Source organism: Polaromonas sp. P4_H1 (assembly GCF_056400945.1).
On record NZ_JBFUKG010000013.1, the window covers coordinates 1 to 17,227 of the forward strand.

Consider the following 17,227-nt stretch of genomic DNA (forward strand, 5'->3'; position numbering starts at 1 on the left):
CACCAGACAGGACCAGACCATCGTCTGGCGCTGGGACACGGCCGAAGCGTTTGGCGGCACGGCGCCGAACCAGAACCCCAGTGGGCTGGGCGCCTTCACCTTCAACCAGAGGTTCCCGGGGCAGGTGTTTGACGCGGAGACCGGGCTGTTCCAGAATTGGAATCGGGAGTACAACGCCCGATTGGGGCGGTATATTCAGTCTGATCCCATCGGACTCCAAGGGGGCATCAATACCTTTGCCTATGTGGGAGGAAGTCCACTCAGATACTCGGATCCAAAGGGCTTGTTGCTGGCACAAACGCTCCCAGTCGGGGCACTTGGTTTAGCCTTCTGCCAAGCTGATCCGAACTGCCGCCAGAAGTTGCAACAACTGGCTCAGCAGTGTGTGGATGCCGTTGATGCAATCAAAAATAGAATCAAAGACTGGATGCGTAATGAGGGGGCAACCACGCCAGTTCCTCCCGTTCCAAGTGATCTTGTTGGCGATCAAAGTAGTGATAACGCAGGTTTAACCAAGAATGGAAAGCGGCATACAAGTGGCCCTTTGACACCTGAGAATGGTGGGACGGGCGATGCCTCTAAGGATTTTGAGCATCTGACGGGGGGTAACAGTCAACCAGCAGGAGGCACTTACCCTCCTGGCACGTCGGTTGGTCCGAATGGAGTCGTACTGCGACCAGGTCAAAAAGGGAGTGGTCCAAGAATTGATATCCCGGGTAATGGGAATAAGCCTCCAGAGACCCTTCACTATTAAATCAGAGGTAAAAAATGGCGCTGCACCTTAAATTCGATCTCGAGGGTATTGACTCGGTTCAAAGCATGATTTTTCGAGGCATAGCTGGCTATGCCTTGGATTCACTTGTGCCGCATGGTATGTCAACTATTTGGTTGTTTCTTGGCGATGGCGCAATACTAAAAATCAACACAAGAATGACAGACACGGTCGGTTGGAATGAAGTTGGAACACTTGTCTTTCGACCTGTAGTTGAAGGCGATGATGTACCACGAATGATGCCACTGCCGCAAGGATGGCGAAATGTAGTGACAGTCGAAAAACTACTAGTTACCGATGATGATTTTTCGGCCGAAAGTGGTTTGCAGATTACCAATGATTTAGGTGAAGTACTCACCATTGTTTGTTCTGAAAATGTTTACCAAATTGAAATTGCGGCGCCTTTCTTTGTCGGTAGGTTCTTGCCTGAATATGAGTTGACTCATTACAAGCGTGTTCCGATATAAGGGTGGCAGTGGGTGCAGATTCCAATTTCGGGCGACCGGCAACGCCGCCGGCGCCTTGTGGCCAGGATCCTACGGTTAACCTTTGTTGGGTCAGTAAAAGTGTGGGCGTACCGCCGCATCTTAGGTCGCCTTTGGAAGCTGTCCACGAGTTATGAAGGCTGTGGCTGGGCGTTGAGGCGCACCCTTGCGATAAGTACCTGTTTTAGCAAGTGGAGAAATGGAGCCCGCAATGCCCGGCGCAGGGCAGGGGGCTGTTTAAGCCGCGGCGCAGGGCCTGGCGCCCGAAGGAGCTAGAGGATGGCAATGCCGTTATCTGCAGTTTTCGATTGTTGATCGGGCTAGTAGCGACACGGTCTTCGCACTGTCCCTTGGAGCACCATCTGCGGATGTCTGCTCTTAAAAGTGAGTGACCGCTACAGATCGACAAACCTCGGACGGCCAGACGCGTGGTGCTGCGTACCCGCTGAAGACTGACTGCGGCTCTTCAACTATCCAATCCGCTTGCTCAATACCGGTCACTCAGGGTTACAAGTAGACCGTCTGCAATGTTGTGATGAATTCACAATCCGCTTCACCCGCTGTCGGCCAGGAGCGGACGTCGGCAACAGGCTGCTTTCGGAAAGGCTACCTGCGTACGCGTCTCGTATGAGTCACGCGCGTCAGAAGCATCGGAGCGCCTGGTAGGTTCGTCGGATGTGTGGGTTAAGCCATGAGGGGTGCAAAGGTGCCGAGGTACGGCTTGATGGCGGCAACGACAGCGATGCGCGCATCAGTTCGCGCAAGGCGAACCACGAGTTCGACGAGCTCTCCTGCCTTCAGCCCCAATGCGTTTCCGATCTGATTCGGCAGAGACTTGCGGTTGTAGAGGCGCAGCAATCCTCGGTAGTCTGCCGCATTGATCACCGTCTGAAATTCCCCGTCGAACTGAGCGTACAGGGCGGGAATGTTGATGTCCTGGGTGAGTTGTTGCAAAGCGGTGGAGAGGGCGGGCACTCCACGGGCCGATGCATCGAAGCAATTGAGTTTGAACTTTACCTCCGCGATGACCCGCAAAGAGACCTGGGTGTCAAGTTCGGTTTTCAACTGCTTGAAGACCTGGGTGACGGCCTGATTGAAATCGGCTGCGGTGTCGCGAGCCAAGCGGGCGCTGACGAGTGCCAGAACCTCCTGTGTGCAGAAGAGGTTCTCGACCTCCGCAACGTCCAACGTGTAGATGTTGTCCGTCTGCAGCGCTGCGATTTCTGGCGCCGTGCGCCGGTCACGATCGATGAGGCCGTAGACCTGCAGGTGGTGGAGCTGAGTATTCGAACGCAAAGCTCGAACAGCTTGGATGACCTGGTCGCAGCTGCCGCGAGGGATGACCAAGAATCCTGTGAGTATCTCGCGGTAGAGCGAGACGTCGTGACTGCCGTTCGCACCCTCGACGAAGACAACAGGCTTCCGACTGCCGAGCACTTCAATCAAGAGGTCATCCGGGAGGTCGTCCTTGTCCTCGATGAGCTCCCAGTCCCAAGATGTTCCATCGAAAGACTTGAGCCAGACGCGCTGTGCGCCTTCTTGGGCCACGGCAAAGTCGACATCGTGAGTGAGGTACACGAACAGGCAATCGGGGCGAAGTCTCTCAATCTCGGCCCACAGAGGGGCTTGCACTGACTTGTGTAGGTGCAACTCGGGCTCGTCGATGACGACGATGCCGTCCTTGGGTGCGGCAAGACACTGTCCGATGAGATAGAAGATGACGCGTTCGCCATCGCTCATTTCAGACGAGTTGTAAATTTTGCTTGCGTCACCGCGAACTTGGGTCTGGATTCGTAACCCGCCGATCACGAGTTCGCGGTGAGGAAGAATCCGCTCCCATGCTTGCTTCACCTTGTCCATTCTAGTCAGTGGCGGCTCGAGCTTGCCGACTGATTGGCGCTGGGCGACTTTGAATTTGGCGTTTTCCTCCGTCTCGTCCGAGAACAGAAAAACCATCAGCTTCGCGAAGTCGTTTAGGGAAAACGTGGCAGGCTTGTTCTGCCACCGGTGGACCTTGTTGTTTCCCGCCTCTACATAGCCAAAGACCAAGTCCTGCTCCGCCAGATCGATAGACGTCGGTGTCGTTGTATCAGGCATAGACAGCGATTTCTGCGCGGAGATTCTGAACACGCGGGCTTGGTCAGGCGAGTTCATGTCTAGCCAGGTTCCAAGGCGAGTTTTGCCTGAGCCATTGGCGCCAACAAAAAGCAGATTCCGATCGGTTGTAATTTTCTGATCGGCTGCGCCGCGGCGCGGAAGCGTAATGGATCGCGTGATTGGAATGGTTGACATCGAATGTGCCGCGTTTAGGTTGATCGTCTAGAGCCGGCCAGCGCGAAGAGACCGCGGTGCGGTTCGCCGTTCGCGACACAATGCCTTCCTCGAGCGTAACCTATGCCCAGGGAGAATGGCCCCGAGCCTTCCGATGGCTAGGCCTCAACCGGCTCGGGTAGCGCAATTAGCGGCTACTTTCGAGCAGCATGTTTCCTGAGGCAAGGGACTGCAATGGGCCCTGAGCTGACATGTCGCTTTCCCGAAAGCAGTCGCTCTCAGACGTCCGGAAGCAATTGGCCAACGCACCAATTCCTCAGTGAATGGACGAATGCTGTACGTGTCACAGCAACCCTGGGGTTGACGGCGTTGCTTCAGCTCTCCGGCGATTGCAAGCTCGTGGTGATGCCATAAAGCGAAAGCAGGCCAAGCATATGCCCAATCGCAACGCCCGGCTCTCCGGACTCGATGCGGGCAATTGTCTGAACGTGAACGCCTAGGCGGGTCGCCGCAGCGGCTTGCCCATCGCCTGCAGCCATGCGGGCGCGTTTCGCCGCGGCACCCATGTCCTTGATGGCCTGCACTGCATCGCTACCAATGTCCGAAGATATTCGCTTGCCTTGAGTCATTCTTGGATTGTCTCCGCAAAGTGACTTGTGGAGCGCACACATTCGATAGCGCCGGGCTCATCGTTTCCATCGCGAATGGGTCGTGGTCGTAGGGACGAAAGACTGCTTTTGACCCGCAAACCGTCATTTGCTGATTATCGACAATGTTCGATTATCAATAGTTAGCACTATTGGCGGCAATTACTGCCGGTCGAGACAGTGACGAATAAAAAGGCTTGGCGGGACCTCCTCGTAACTCTGGAAGTGCTTCGTCAGTACCTCTAGCTACTGTCATCGGAGGCACCCTCTGCCGATCAAGGCACGTAGTAAATTTTCGAGAGCAAGTCCTGGATGACGGGTAGCTTGAGTTCGCTCTTGCGCTCCAGAAGGAACCGAAGGAATTCGTCGTCCTGCGGTTTGGGAAAATAGTACGAAGGCTGCAAGTCAAACTTCCACGCCTCGTGCCCTACCAGTTTCAACGCGACATAAATCCGTTGGGCAGCGTTGTTGGGCGCATGCCCCCAGCCCGTGGAAAAGAACATAGCTGATTGCGCGGCTGGCCGGGTGCACAAAAGGCGTTCAGGCGCCAGCTTCTCATCTTCAAAAAGATCATGGGCGGTGAAGCCACCGAGGCCATAGATGATGGGCGACGCAGCGGAAGTCGCGCGCGTGACCGTGGTGACTCCCTCGACACTCGTCTTAAAGGTGTGTAGAGCAAAAAACAAGGCTACATCGATGTCGTGCGTGACGTCCAAGCCTACGCTAGGAAGGCCGTAGTGCTGCGCGGTCGCAAAGCCCCGCATCCGATAGCGATAGGAATTGACAAAGTTCAGTAGCTCCCGCTGCATCCCCCGTTCTCCCGCTCGCTCGTGAACATACAGATCCAGTAATGCGGACCATGCACCGAAGCTGGCCGGGAAGTACAAGTTACTTCGCGCCGCCGAAGGCAACAATGAGGGCTCATCGACGTCCTCTTCCGCTCCATACAGCCGGAGCAGTTCATCCTTCGTGCGCCCCGCTTTCTCTGTCGTGTAGTGGCTGGACTGCCCGCGCCATACACCACTGAAGTTTGGGTCACCTGATTTCACTCTCCCCGCGATGGTCCGAACTTCCTCAATGGAACTGACCTCAATAACAGGCACTCGGCGGAACGGTACTCGTAAGAATGCTCCATTGGCCAGCTCGTCCAGGGGGCCAACAGGCAGATCGTTCGTGCGCCCGTAGACAGCAGCGCCGTGGGCTGGAGTCCAGCTCCAACAGTTTCCGTAAAGTGGATCTACGTACCCCGGTGTTCCCGCGCTCTTGTTGACTTGTCCGATATCACAGGCAGGGGAGACTCGATCTGCAATCGGATTGACGTTATGCAAGTGGGCAAAGAGCTGACTAACGGAGCGCATCGAGCATCCTCTGGCTAGCTTGAATTGCGACTTTCACTATGGCCGGGTCTACTGGAGGGAGCGTTTGAACATTGACGGCCCGGTAAGCGTTGTCGATGTTGGCCTGGCCCGGCGATGCAAATCGTGTTCCAACCTCCAAGCCCAGTGCATAGAAACACGCTGCTTCAATAAAGCTGGGCAGGAAAGCGTCGGCATAGGGTCTATGAAAAATCGTGGGGCGTCCCCCCGTTTTCTCTTCAGCAAGGGCAACCATGTCGCGCAAAGACTTGGCGTATTCGTACTTATCCAAATAGAGACCCATGAGGCAGTTCAAGGGCGCTCGTATAAGCTCAATCGCGGCGGGCTGGTCCTGGATGATGAATGCCCGCTTGTCGTGCATTTCGGGCTTCCTGCCTACCTGAACGGTGGGCCTGAAACGCAGAGACTGCAAGGCAGTTCCAGTTGCCTCAGTGATCAGTGGATCCAGGGCGCGACAAACGGCAACCTTCTGAGAAGGCACCACGTATCCATCCATCAAGTACCCAAGCAGGATTGCGAAGATCTGCTCGAATGCAGGCTCTGCATGTTCAAGAGGCATCAGCAGCAGGCTCTCGGGTTGGTCGCCCGGAACGGTTCGCCCCTCAAGGATACGCGACGCGACCATGATGTCAGATACGGACGTCCAGGCAGAGAGCTCGCCCAATATCTCGGCGCTCCTAGCTAGTGGAAAAAGCTCCTCGCTCATAGCACTCCCTACCGCTTGTTCGCAGTCACTTGGAAAACTCTGGTTCTGTGTGCAGATTTTACTTGCAGGCCCAGCCACACAACGTCGATCAGTCTTGAGCCGACGGTCGCAACCGCAAGGCGAACGTCAGCTCATGGCCGAATCAGGCAGTTCGAGCTGGCGAACTCACCGTCCGCTGTCGCTAGCGTAGCCGCCGGCCGCTGGCCGCGTGCCGCGTGCCAGCAAGGAAGGGCGTGCGCCAGGATGGCCTGTTAGTGCCAACAACTAAAAGCGTGCAGGCAATTTGCTACATTTTTAATTGCATCTTGCGCCCGATAGATAAGGGCTAGAGCCAATTCTTGTTCTTAAACGACCCCGATAGCACAACTGTGTTGCCTAACGCGCCGCGCCAAACACCTGCACCCAGTAAATGCCCGCGCTGCTTCTGTTGTTCACCGCAAAGGCGGCACCCATTTCGGTATAAGTCGGCGACATGATGTTGGCGCAGTGGCCGGGGCTGTTGAGCCAGCCCTGCACGGCCGCGTCGGCCCGCATCTGGCCTGCGGCGATGTTCTCGCCGATGGCGCGCCATGGGTAGCCGGCGCGGCTGGCGCGGCCGTCCAAGTGGCTGCCGTCGCGGCCGGTGTGGCTGAAGTAGCTGTAGCGCGCCATGTCTGCGGCGTGGGCATCGGCCACGCCGTGCAGTGTGGTGCTGAGCCGCAGTGGGCGGGCCGACGCGAAGGAATCGTTGCCGCAGCGGCGGGGCTTGGCGCGCGCCTCGTTCACCAGGGCAAGCACCCGCGCCTGCACGCCGCCGGCCCGCGCCGTGCTGGGCGGCAAGAACGGAGCGGCCAGCACGATCCAGGTTTGCGTGCCGCGCTGGTGAAAGCCGGCCTCGGCCAGTTCGCCCTGGGTGACCGTGCTGCAGGAATGGCCCACCGCGCCCTGCGTCAGCGCGGCGGCCCCGCTATAACCCTGCAGCGTGATCTGCGCCGCCCGCACGGCGCGGTAGTCGGCTGCTTGCAGCGGGTCACCGAGCTTGCTGCCGCCCGCGATGAGCGCAGCGGCGCCCGACAGGCGGGTGTTTTCGCGCAGTGGGGCGGCTGGGCCGGGGCGCCCTTCGCAGCCTTGCTGCCGCGCCGCGTTCACTGCGCGCAGTAGTGACAGGTGTGGTGGCTGGTGGTCGGGCGCGCTCGCCTGTGCCTGTGCCGGCCCGGTGGCGGCCAGCATGGCCAACGCCAGACACCCCGCGGCGCTCCGCCACGCGCCGTGAGGTTTCATCACCGTGCCGAGAAATTTCATTGGGCCATGATAACGACGCACTGTTGCCGAACTCAGATGCTCCTGTTTTGATAGCTATCTGCGCCTATAGCTATTGGGTTAGAGGTCGCTTTTTCAAAGAAAATGACCGGATGGTTGCCCTAGGGCGGCTTGGGTCTTCTAGAATGGCGCCCCTGCCATTGCCTATCTGCTTGCCACCCCATGAACATCACGGTTAACGAAGAACTGCTTGCCTATATTGATCCGCTGACGCCCGAAGAACACGGCGCCCTGGAGCGTAGCCTCTTGACCGAGGGCTGCCGCGACGCCCTGGTGCTGTGGGGCGAGGTGCTGGTGGACGGGCATAACCGCTATGGCATTTGCAGCAAGCACGGCATCCCCTTCAATACCGTGCAAAACAGCCGGTTCAAGTCCATCGACGACGTCCACCTGTGGATGATTGACCAGCACCTGGGGCGCCGCAGCGTGTCTGATTTTCAGCGCGGCGTGCTGGCCCTGCGCAAGAAGGACATTCTGGCCTCGCGCGTGCAGCCAGCGTCTGGCGAGCCGCCAGTTTCGGGGCCCCTGACGCCCGAACCCATGATCACCCGGGACGCCATCGCCAAGGCGGCGCGCATCAGCAGCAACACCATCAGTCAGATTCAAAAGATCCAGAAGTCGGCAACGCCCGAACTGGTGGCGGCCGTGAAGTCGGGCACGATTTCCATCAACGCGGCGGCCACCGTGGCCTCGCTGCCCGTTGAAGAGCAAGTGGCCGCGGTGGCCGGTGGCAAGAAAGAGCTGCAGCAGGCCGCCCGGCAGGTGCGTGAAACCAAGGGCGTGGCGCGCGCAGAGCCCGAATCGCCTGAGGCTGTGATTGCCCGGCTCAAGCAAACCATCGCGGAGCTCAGCGCGGAGAATGCGGCGCTCAAAGCGAAGTTGGCCGAGCTGACTTCCTGATTGCGCCGGGGCTGAAATCCTGGGGGCCTGAACGCTGGTGTGGCTTCACCAGTACATTTCCAGGTTAAAAGGATGGGTGGCTGAAGGTTCAGCATGAGGCTGGCCGCAATGCCCATTAAGGTCGTCATGATCGGCCACCAACACTACGGCTATCGCCAAGGTACGGCGGCTGAATCTGAAAAACGGCAATAGCACAGGTCGTGCGAATAGGCCGTGGGCAATGTGGTTTCCCCTGTGTGTCTGCAAAGGCCGACAAAGTTGCCTGTCAATGATGGACAGTGTTAGGCAACATCCGGCCAACTCCGGTCATCCGAGCGTTTGCATCAAGGGGCAGGTCAAGAATGGAAGGAGTCATTCGATGACGGCGCCTGCTTGACGGCACACGCCCCTCAGCCGTCGGTTGTGGTCGGTGCAAGCGGTCATTCGTGAGCGTGTCAGACCGACCCGCAGCGGGCCGTCCAGGGTCATGCTTGACCGCTATGCGCGGCACTCACGTGGACTGCCGCCGCTTGGCGATTTCCTGGCCACCCTAGTTGATTCGTCAGCTCGGGCACGTGCATCAAGGGCGAATGCCCGCACTTCAACCGGGCCCGTCTCGTTGTTGATCACACCAGCGGCTGTCGCACGCACATGGTCCATCACGCGCGCGAAGGTCCACACCTCACCGTCTTTTCTCCATTTCTTTTCGGTGTGCAAGGAGACCACGAGGATGCCATGTCGTCGCTTCTTCGTGCGGAGGTAGTCTCGCGCGAGCTGCCCGCTGAGCGTTCCTTCGAGTTCGTTGATGGTCCATCCCTTGTTCCCATTCTTCACCTCAATCGCCAGCTCAACGTTCGCCGATGTTGAAGAGACAACGATGTCGGGCTCATTTTTCTTCGCAACTTTCGGTTCTCTGTGCACGTGGAAACGACCCCGTGATCGCTCGTTGAGCCGCTCAGTTAGCCAGTTTTGCACCTGGTCTTCGTCCTGTGCAAGCTCAAGCACAGATCGGCTGCTTGCATCGGCTTGGTCGAACGACCCCGCGATGTCCGAGAGTACGGCCATGACCACTCGCAGCAGGTCTGCGCCAGTTTTTACCGGGCCGGTGCCAGCCTTCTCAAACGCGACGACTTCCGACTCGGCCCACGCAACCAAGTCTCCATCTGATTCGGCCTTGGCGTGGGCGAGCTCCCGCATCCGCAGGCTGCTCCCCATAAAGGTTGGATCCGCCGCAAGCTCTTGCAGTGCGTGGAACGCATAGGCTCCCGAGCGTGAGAGTAAAGCGTTCAGAACGACGCGGCGGGCGTCTTCCGCCGTGTCGCGTGCCGTCCGCGTATCGTCGTTCTCTGGGTCTCGGTCCACTTGTGGTGGGACGCTGCTGTAGAGCAGCTTCACCAGCGCCAGAAGTGCTGGAACGGACATCTCGGTTAGCGCGGTGGAACCATCGCGATGGCCATGTCCAAAGAGATCTCCCAGCCATTCCTGTGTACGGGCATGCCACGCAGCTTCATCTTCCGTGTCCCCTCGCGTCATCAACGCAAGCAGCTGCTGTACTGCATCGTCTGGCACTAGGAGCAGGCGTAAGGCAAGGTACTTCCGCGCGCGCTTTTGTTCGGCGGCGTCTAAGTGCTCCTGCAGCCTCCGTTCGACAAGATGCTGCAAGGGTTTCGACGGCAGATCGGCGCGGCTTACCGTCAAGAGTTGCAACACTCGGTCCAAGGTGGCTTCATCGGCAGGCTCAGCCTTTCGTAGAAGCTGGAAGACGCGCGCAGCCACTACGGGTCGCGCGACAGTTTGGCCGTACGCGCTGCGGCTCAATAAGTCGGTGCGCGCGCCTTCCGAGGCGTATTCGACAGCTGCCGACCGTTGAACGACTTCGATTGCCTCAGTCGGTCGGGTTTCAACCAACTGTTGGAACCAATCGGCGCTGCTGTCGCCGACGAAGCACGCGTGCTTGGTTGCCAGCCGAACTTCATCTGCCGTGAGCATCTTCGTCCAGGTGGGGTCCTCCGCGCTTTCGATGGCAAGGCCGTGAAGTGCCAGGATGCTGATGTGTTTCGTCGTGTAGCTCCCGTTCCCGTGGTAGGCAGGCCTCTCCGCCTTGATATGCCGCCACGCCAATCGCATCCCGTTGCTGTAGCGTTCCGCCACGGCTTGACCGAAAACAGGTTTCAGCGCGCGCCAGGATCTCGCGCTCTCGGACGCCTCCTCCCTACCGACCTTCGCTTTGATCCAACTGGTCAAGTGGTGCAGACGGAAGAGGCCCGCCTTCCAGCTTATGAGGTTCGCCGGGTTGTCGAGGATTTCCGGATTTGCGCTTAGTTCATCGCGGAAGTCCTTCCAGGATTGCTTCGCAACGGTCTCCTGCTCTTTGCGCTTGCGCTTGTCCTCTTCACGCTGAGCGGCATGCGGATCCTCCGGAAGTGGCGCTTCTATCTGCTTGAGATCCTCTTGGAGGATCGGCTTGGCGGCTGCCAGAGATTCGACCCGGTGTCGCTGGTCGGTGAGCATTCCGGCGCTGGCGAGGGCGCTATAGACGCCACTGAATGCCACTCGCCGCTCGTTTTCCTCAAGGCGGCCGTTCGCATCCTCAAGAAGCCAGTCGATATCGCCCGCCCCAACGTCCCAGAGCCGCCGACCTGAAAACGGCCCGATCTGCCAAACGCGGATTGGCGGGTTCTCACGCGGCCCTCCCATCCACCCGACCTGGGCGTCCGACCACATCAGGGCTCGATTCAACTTCGGGTCGATCTGAACTCGCTTGGAGATCGATGCAAGCACCGCTTCCCCGTCGTGATCGTCGGTTGCACGCTCAACTGCCATGAGCAGACGTACCAAGCCCGGCTCAACATCGCCGAGTCTCCGCGCGTCGAGCTCCAGTTGCGCGACCGCGGCAAGGCCCTTACCGAGTTCTGCATGACGCTTCGAGATCGCCTCCAGGTTGTCATCTTGCGGCGGTCGCAGGCAAAGCTCTGCCAAACCAAAAGCAAGCTGCCGCGCGGAAGCTCGGTCCGGTGCCGCTCGGAACAACGCGGCGAGGTGTGATGCAAAACCTTCTACCTGGAAACGTTGCGCCGGGTTCGATCTGTCGATGACATCGAGAAGGTCGCCGGTGGTGAGGTAGTTCGGATACAGCACAAGAGCGAATTCGGGCGCCAACCGTGCATTCAGTTTGTCTGGCGCTGAGCGAACGTCGCGTGCAAGGCGCTCCAAGCCAATTCCGTCAGCGCAGGCTTGCAGCGCCTGCGCCGCGACCATGCGGGAGTATTGATTCTCAGCTTGGTCGAGGGCGATGCTGCGAGCCAGATCGACGCAAGCTGGTACCGGTGCCTCCCCGATAAAGCGCAGCAGCTGCAAGCGAAAGTCATGCCGGTCGTTGGCATTCCACGCCTGACGAATCGCACCAGCCAGGTCGGGATCCGAAAACAGCCAGACGGCCCGATAGTCGATCATTTCGGGGTTGAGCTCGCCCTTTGCATCCAACGCGGCATATACCTGTAGTAGCTTTTCGCGAGCAGGGATCGGAAGTGATTTCGGGTCGCCGTGAGCTATGAGCGACACCGGTTCCCTGCGAGTGATCTCGTTGAGGATTACCGGATCGCTCTGCGCGAGCCACGCTGCAACCGTCCGCAACGTGGGACGAACGGTTTCAACACCATAGAGCTCAACGAACAGCAGCCGACGCACCTCCTCAAGAGGGCAGTTCGCGCTCAGCAGTCGCTTGAGCCAGGACGCAGCAAGGAACTCTTGGCTCGAGCGCTGGTGAAAGCGCACGCGACCGTATGTGGCGGGTGCGAACAAACCTCGTCGAAGTAGCGCGCTGACCTGCGCTGGTGTGAAGTCGGGCAGGATATTCAATGGCTCAATCGCGCCTCGGGAAAGGTCGGCGTCAGGTTCTTGTCCAGGAGCGCGAAGCGTGAACGTCTTACCTAAGACAAGTGCGGCTGCCAGCCGCTCGGCACCTTCACGCGCCAGCTGCGGTGTGAGTTGACCAGCGTCCGAACGATCCGCATCCTCCTCCGTTAGCTTGCGTTGAATCCCCTCTTCGGTCATCTCTTTCAGCGAGCCAAACCGAGAGTGCTCTTTCCAATAGCCGATCAGGTCGATGAGATCCCCCGGCCGTTCGGTCATTCCCACCAGACCTGAACGATCCACTGCCCGCAGGAACTCGTCGCTGTCGGGGACATTGGCCGCTTGCGCGAGCCGCTTCTTCTGCTCGAAGGTCAGCGGCACGAGCTGCACCACCAGAAGGTCAGTCGGTTGCTCAGGCTTCGCCGATGGCTCACGGCGGGTCTTTTCCGAGGGGCTGAAGATCGGAGCAAGAAGTGCTTCATCGGGATCCAGCATTGGGGCCTGACCCAAGTAGACGACGTACGGGAGTTGTTCTCTGATGAGCTCTCGGTCACCCTTGCCATGCCAGTCGCTTGCGCGACAAGTAATGATCACGTGCGCGCGCCCCAGGTTGTCGCGTCCGAGCTCTTTCGCGAAGCGCCGCAGGGCGAATCCGAAGTTCTTCTTGTTCAACCTTGCTTCATCAACCGAATCGAGAAAGAACCATGCCGGAGCTTGCGAACTTGCTTTCCATTCTTCGAAGCCCATCGACTCCGTCTGTTCCAGGCCAGTTTGGAAGCCGCTGTCTGCAAGCTCCTCGATCCGTACAAAGTAGGCGTGCTTGCCGTGCTGCCGAAGTCGCTTGGTCTGAAACAGCAGCTCACGGGTCTTCCCACTGAGCGCCTCTGCGAGGAGGACGACTCGCTGGCGCTCGAGCAGTTCGTCCCAGTTGAGCCATCCACCGTACTTCCTGCCGGCGGCGGCGCCCCACTCGAGAGATGCCTCTTTATCCTTGGACAGCGGCGCAAACAATCGGTCGAGATCAACAAAGTCCATCGGTTCTTTGTGCGAATTGCGTTCGGGGGTCGACGACCTAGGGTCGCTGATTCGGCTTCAGCACCCATCGCTCCGCCTCGCGGCGAGTCATTGGCACCAAAGTTCATCATTCTCCACTAAACGAGCGTGCCGCGCGACCACGCGGTCCCATGGGGAACACCTGGACGGGCACTACTGCGAGAATCAAGTCTTCGATCGGCAGGCTGGTTGGTACGTGCCGCACCTATTCGAGAGGATCTGATGGCTGAGGAATCGCTGGGCAAGTCGATGCAACTTATTGAGTGGCTCGCACGCCAAGTGGGCGGCGTGCGTCTCGGCGGCGACCTACGCACCCGCGTGGCGGCCATCTGCTTCGGGGTCGCACAAGAGCACCATGCCGCGATCGTCACGCTGCTCGCGCTCGCGACGCCCCTAACCTCGAGCGCCTTCTTTCACTGGGCCGCCCGCAGTTTGAGGCCTACGTGCGCGGGATATGGCTGGCCCATTGCGGAACCAATGAGCAGGTCGAGGGCTACCTGCAGGACAAGATCCCCGATATGTCCAGCCTGATTACGGCCCTCGAGAAGCTGCAGGGCGATGGTGAGGTCAGCAGCCTCCGGACGATCTACCGGCGTAGCTGGCGCGCCATGAGCGGGATGACCCACACTGGCGCAGAACACTTCGAGCGATGGAGCGACGGTGAAGTGCTCGAGCCCGCCTTCACGTCCGACGACATCGGTCGAATTCTCGACTTCGCGGCGCGCATTGGGGTGCTCAGCACCGCAGGAATAGCCCAACTTTCCCACGACCCTGATCTTTGGCAGCGTCTGCTCGCCGAGTCTCGAGCGCTGATGCCCCCGCGCTTCGACGCGTCACCGGAGTGAACGTCTGCGACAGCATGGGCACGGCGCTGGCCTGATCGGTCGGCATGACAACTACGTCAGGGGCGGGCCACCGGCGTGACCTCAGAAACTAGTCATAGCCGAACCGGTGACCTGCGGCAGACAATCGACTCGCGCCCCCGGGTCCTTGGCTTAGCGGAGCCGCAGCCGGATCCTTTCACTATTTGTGTCAGCAGTTTTTCACTTACTTGCCACAGATTTCACTCTCTCCGTCACCCGACAGGTGCGTTCCCTGCCGGCGTCGCGCCGAAGGTGGTCGAACGACCGCCTTGGGACATCAGGGCGAATGACGACTCATGGCCCGGTCCGGCAGGTCGGGCAGCCAATGTCACCGTCTGCTTACGCTGGAGGCTGTGTGAAAACGTCCTGGAAATTGTCGATTACATACGTGTCGCAAAAGTCGACCTCGTAGAACGGCCCACAAGCGACGATCGTATGGTCGGGAATGGTTTTGGTACACCCAATTTCTTGATCCTGGCGCCTGTTTTCGAGTTTTCACACAACCTCGCTGCAGTCCCGCCGTTCGAAACCCAATTCTCAGTGACCGTAAAGGGGCGGCTGTTGATCTACAGATAATTCTCTCAAAACAGTCATCATCAGCATCGCTAGTCAGTTAGAGCCAGAATGATGGCAGGCGATTTCCAGCGTCAGCATTCTTTCTCTAGCCACGGCTTTGCTGCTCATCAATGCGGTTTACAGCCGCTCGCGTAAAAAAAGTTAACTGTATCCATCGCTGATTGCAAACTGTACGGGCATAAAGTTGCGTGCCGCTATAGGCGGCAGGGTAGAGGTCATAAACAAAAGCTGTGCATAACTTTGTTAGCAACAGGCGTTGAAGTTGGCGCAACCCGCGCCTATCTTGCTCCGTTACAGTTAGCTGAAAATATAAGCACCAGTCCCCCGTCAGCGCATCTATGCTACCTTGTTCACATCAAATTTGTGGGATACAAGGCAGCGCGCAGCGCAGTCTCTTTTCTGCCGTACCACCCAAACTGCTAACGAGGCGACCACCGCAGGCCCTGGTTGTGTACCCGCACCGCTGCGGTATGAATAATCTCCTTGCGGTGTTGAATAAGATGCATCGACACGTCCGATTGGATTTGCCGCCGCAGCGATGCTAGGTGTCTGCCGCGTGCAGTAGCACCAAACTGCTGGTTAAGCCAAGCCAGAAATTGAATAGCTTTTGCGAGGGACACATCCGATGCCCGCCGGTTGTTGATGCCACTGTGTTGAGTGATCGCAAAAGTTAGTCCGTCCGGCGCTACCGCACCGCTTAATGTGGCGTCTTGGGCGCGTTCATCAACCTCAAACTCGATGAGCGTATCTTCGCCGGTTCGAAGGCATTTCAATCGAACATAAAATGCCCGCACCACCAGCGCGTTGGTGATGAACGAAGGGTCGTCGGCACAGTTGCAAAGCTCCTCAGCCGTGAGCTCGAAGCTGGCCCGCGAAACTAACGGCGAAAATAGCCATGCGTCGTCATTCCACGCGTCGAGCTCTATGGCCGTAATGAATTCGGGTGCTTGACCAGGCGCCGCAGTAAAGCCAAAGGTCTGAGCTGTGCTGGCAACCAATGTTGGCAAAACCTTGTGTAACGCTGTATACCGCTGCAACGACACCAGCAGCGCATACCGCCAATGTTCGATATACCCGATTCTTTTGCTCACGGACAGCCGGCACAGCTTGAGGTGAGTCGCGCTCCGGACCTCATAGGGCAAACCGAGCAGCCACTCCTGAAAGAAGTCATCCGCGCTCAGCCCGGCGACCTGGAATTCAAAATCATCCTGCTCATCAAGTGCGGGCCAGCCCTGGTCGCCCTGCGCATCTTCAGCACTATCCTCCAAGTCCGGGTCTTCAGCCCATGCCCGGTCGGCTTTCGGGTCGAAAATTCCCCGGGTAGATCCGTCTACCGCAGCACGATGATGCTCAATCACGTAGCGCCGCCATGTCCGCTGCGCCGCCTGGCGGTGCTGCAGCGTAGTGACCGGCCCCAGCGCCTTGCACAAACGTTCGGGAAAAAGAAACGCAAGGCCGTCACGCATGCGCCGGTGGTGTGTCATGGCCAACGCCGTAGCGCCTCTGAAGCTGCTCGGGCGAACTTCTGGCGGCAGCGACGCGATATGTCGCGTCAAGGTTTGGAAAACCTCAACACTGACCTCCCTGGCGCCAATGACGCGGTTCAGATATCGGACTTCCGCGTGGTTCAAGCCAAACACTTGTCGAATGACAATGCGAAGTGGGGCTTGCTGATCAGCCGCCCTAAGCAATTGATCGGTGCAAGCACTGCGGTGGCTTATGGCGTGGGTCAACAGGGCGGGCTCAAGCTTCAAGGCTGCATGCCTAATCGTCCTTAAAGGCTCTGCAACACACAGCCAGTTGTATACGGCCGTTGACCGGGAACGGGCAGAGCGCATTAGGCTGACGGTGCTCATATCGGCGTGGGCGCCTAGCGCGGCAAGCAGGCACGCCCTGATGAAGTGAACCCCCTGCTCTTGCCAGCAGGTCAGTAGGGCTTTAAGGCGCCGGGCGCTGCCGGCCACCTCGATGGCACGTGCCCATTGGTGGTCTAAATGTTGACGCAGCTGTTGCAGGTCGGCGCTGCACAGCGGCTTGGCGTCCTGGGTCATTTCGTGGGTTAATCGTGCCCAGTCTGGCGCCTGGTAGGCGTCAACTGTGCCAGTGCATGTGAGGCGCAAAAACTCGCCGGTTTCCTTGAGTCCGACATGGACCTCGATAATGTCGCTCACCGGAAATGACGCAATAGTTTTGAACACTCCATGACCGACAGACGACAAATGGACCAGGGGCTGATGGATAGAGCGCCACTGCTTGGCGCCGAAGTGTTTGAGTGAGCTGGTGGGCGAGAAGTGATTAACCGCGCTGGCGATGGTGAAAACAAGCGGAGCTTGGGCCGCGCCCTCAGTCACGTTGAGACATTCAGCATTCAAAACATTCGGTGCGGATTGCATGGGTTAATCCTTTCTGGCGAATCGGCGTCGCCAAGTTCGCATTTCTCAACGGTTG

Annotated in this window: 11 protein-coding genes; 4 read left to right on the forward strand and 7 right to left on the reverse strand. The window is 58.6% G+C overall.

Annotated features, from left to right (window positions below):
- Both AC1DS5_RS16925 and AC1DS5_RS16930 read left to right on the forward strand, forming a co-directional pair.
- Positions 1-754 (forward strand): RHS repeat-associated core domain-containing protein (locus AC1DS5_RS16925; protein WP_477719416.1); only part of this gene is annotated, 754 nt, incomplete at its 5' end.
- Positions 755-768: 14 nt separating this feature from the next.
- Positions 769-1,239 carry a hypothetical protein gene (locus AC1DS5_RS16930; RefSeq protein WP_477719417.1) on the forward strand — a complete coding sequence of 157 codons (471 nt, stop codon included), beginning with the start codon at positions 769-771 and terminating at the stop codon, positions 1,237-1,239.
- Positions 1,240-1,941: 702 nt separating this feature from the next.
- On the opposite strand, the gene AC1DS5_RS16935 is transcribed toward AC1DS5_RS16930, so the two are convergent.
- From AC1DS5_RS16935 to AC1DS5_RS16955, 5 genes are all read right to left on the reverse strand, one after another.
- Positions 1,942-3,549, reverse strand: coding sequence for a DUF4435 domain-containing protein (locus AC1DS5_RS16935; RefSeq protein WP_477719418.1), 1,608 nt, complete (start codon positions 3,547-3,549; stop codon positions 1,942-1,944).
- 353 nt (positions 3,550-3,902) lie between these two features.
- Positions 3,903-4,157 (reverse strand): helix-turn-helix domain-containing protein, encoded by a 255-nt coding sequence (locus tag AC1DS5_RS16940; RefSeq protein WP_477719419.1) that lies wholly within the window; start codon positions 4,155-4,157, stop codon positions 3,903-3,905.
- A 293-nt stretch (positions 4,158-4,450) separates the two neighbouring features.
- Complete coding sequence (locus tag AC1DS5_RS16945) at positions 4,451-5,533, reverse strand: FRG domain-containing protein (protein ID WP_477719420.1); 1,083 nt, start codon at positions 5,531-5,533, stop codon at positions 4,451-4,453.
- Positions 5,520-6,257 (reverse strand): hypothetical protein, encoded by a 738-nt coding sequence (locus AC1DS5_RS16950; RefSeq protein WP_477719421.1) that lies wholly within the window; start codon positions 6,255-6,257, stop codon positions 5,520-5,522. Before AC1DS5_RS16950 ends, AC1DS5_RS16945 begins: the two co-directional genes overlap by 14 nt.
- Before the next feature lie 375 nt (positions 6,258-6,632).
- Positions 6,633-7,538 (reverse strand): CAP domain-containing protein, encoded by a 906-nt coding sequence (locus AC1DS5_RS16955; RefSeq protein WP_477719422.1) that lies wholly within the window; start codon positions 7,536-7,538, stop codon positions 6,633-6,635.
- A gap of 180 nt (positions 7,539-7,718) precedes the next feature.
- Here AC1DS5_RS16955 and AC1DS5_RS16960 point away from each other — a divergent pair, with 180 nt between their 5' ends.
- The gene (locus tag AC1DS5_RS16960; RefSeq protein WP_477719423.1) at positions 7,719-8,456 is read left to right on the forward strand and encodes a ParB N-terminal domain-containing protein; all 738 of its coding nucleotides are present in this window, start codon (positions 7,719-7,721) and stop codon (positions 8,454-8,456) included.
- A 477-nt stretch (positions 8,457-8,933) separates the two neighbouring features.
- Here AC1DS5_RS16960 and AC1DS5_RS16965 read toward each other — a convergent pair whose 3' ends face one another.
- Positions 8,934-13,322 (reverse strand): hypothetical protein, encoded by a 4,389-nt coding sequence (locus AC1DS5_RS16965; RefSeq protein ID WP_477719424.1) that lies wholly within the window; start codon positions 13,320-13,322, stop codon positions 8,934-8,936.
- Between the two features lie 281 nt (positions 13,323-13,603).
- Between AC1DS5_RS16965 and AC1DS5_RS16970 the strand changes: the two genes are divergently transcribed.
- Complete coding sequence (locus AC1DS5_RS16970; RefSeq protein WP_477719425.1) at positions 13,604-14,185, forward strand: DUF6988 family protein; 582 nt, start codon at positions 13,604-13,606, stop codon at positions 14,183-14,185.
- A 1,013-nt stretch (positions 14,186-15,198) separates the two neighbouring features.
- Here the strand turns inward: AC1DS5_RS16970 and AC1DS5_RS16975 are convergent.
- Entirely contained in the window at positions 15,199-17,172 is a 1,974-nt protein-coding gene (locus AC1DS5_RS16975; RefSeq protein ID WP_477719426.1) for a hypothetical protein, read from the reverse strand.
- Between the last annotated feature and the right edge of the window lie 55 nt (positions 17,173-17,227).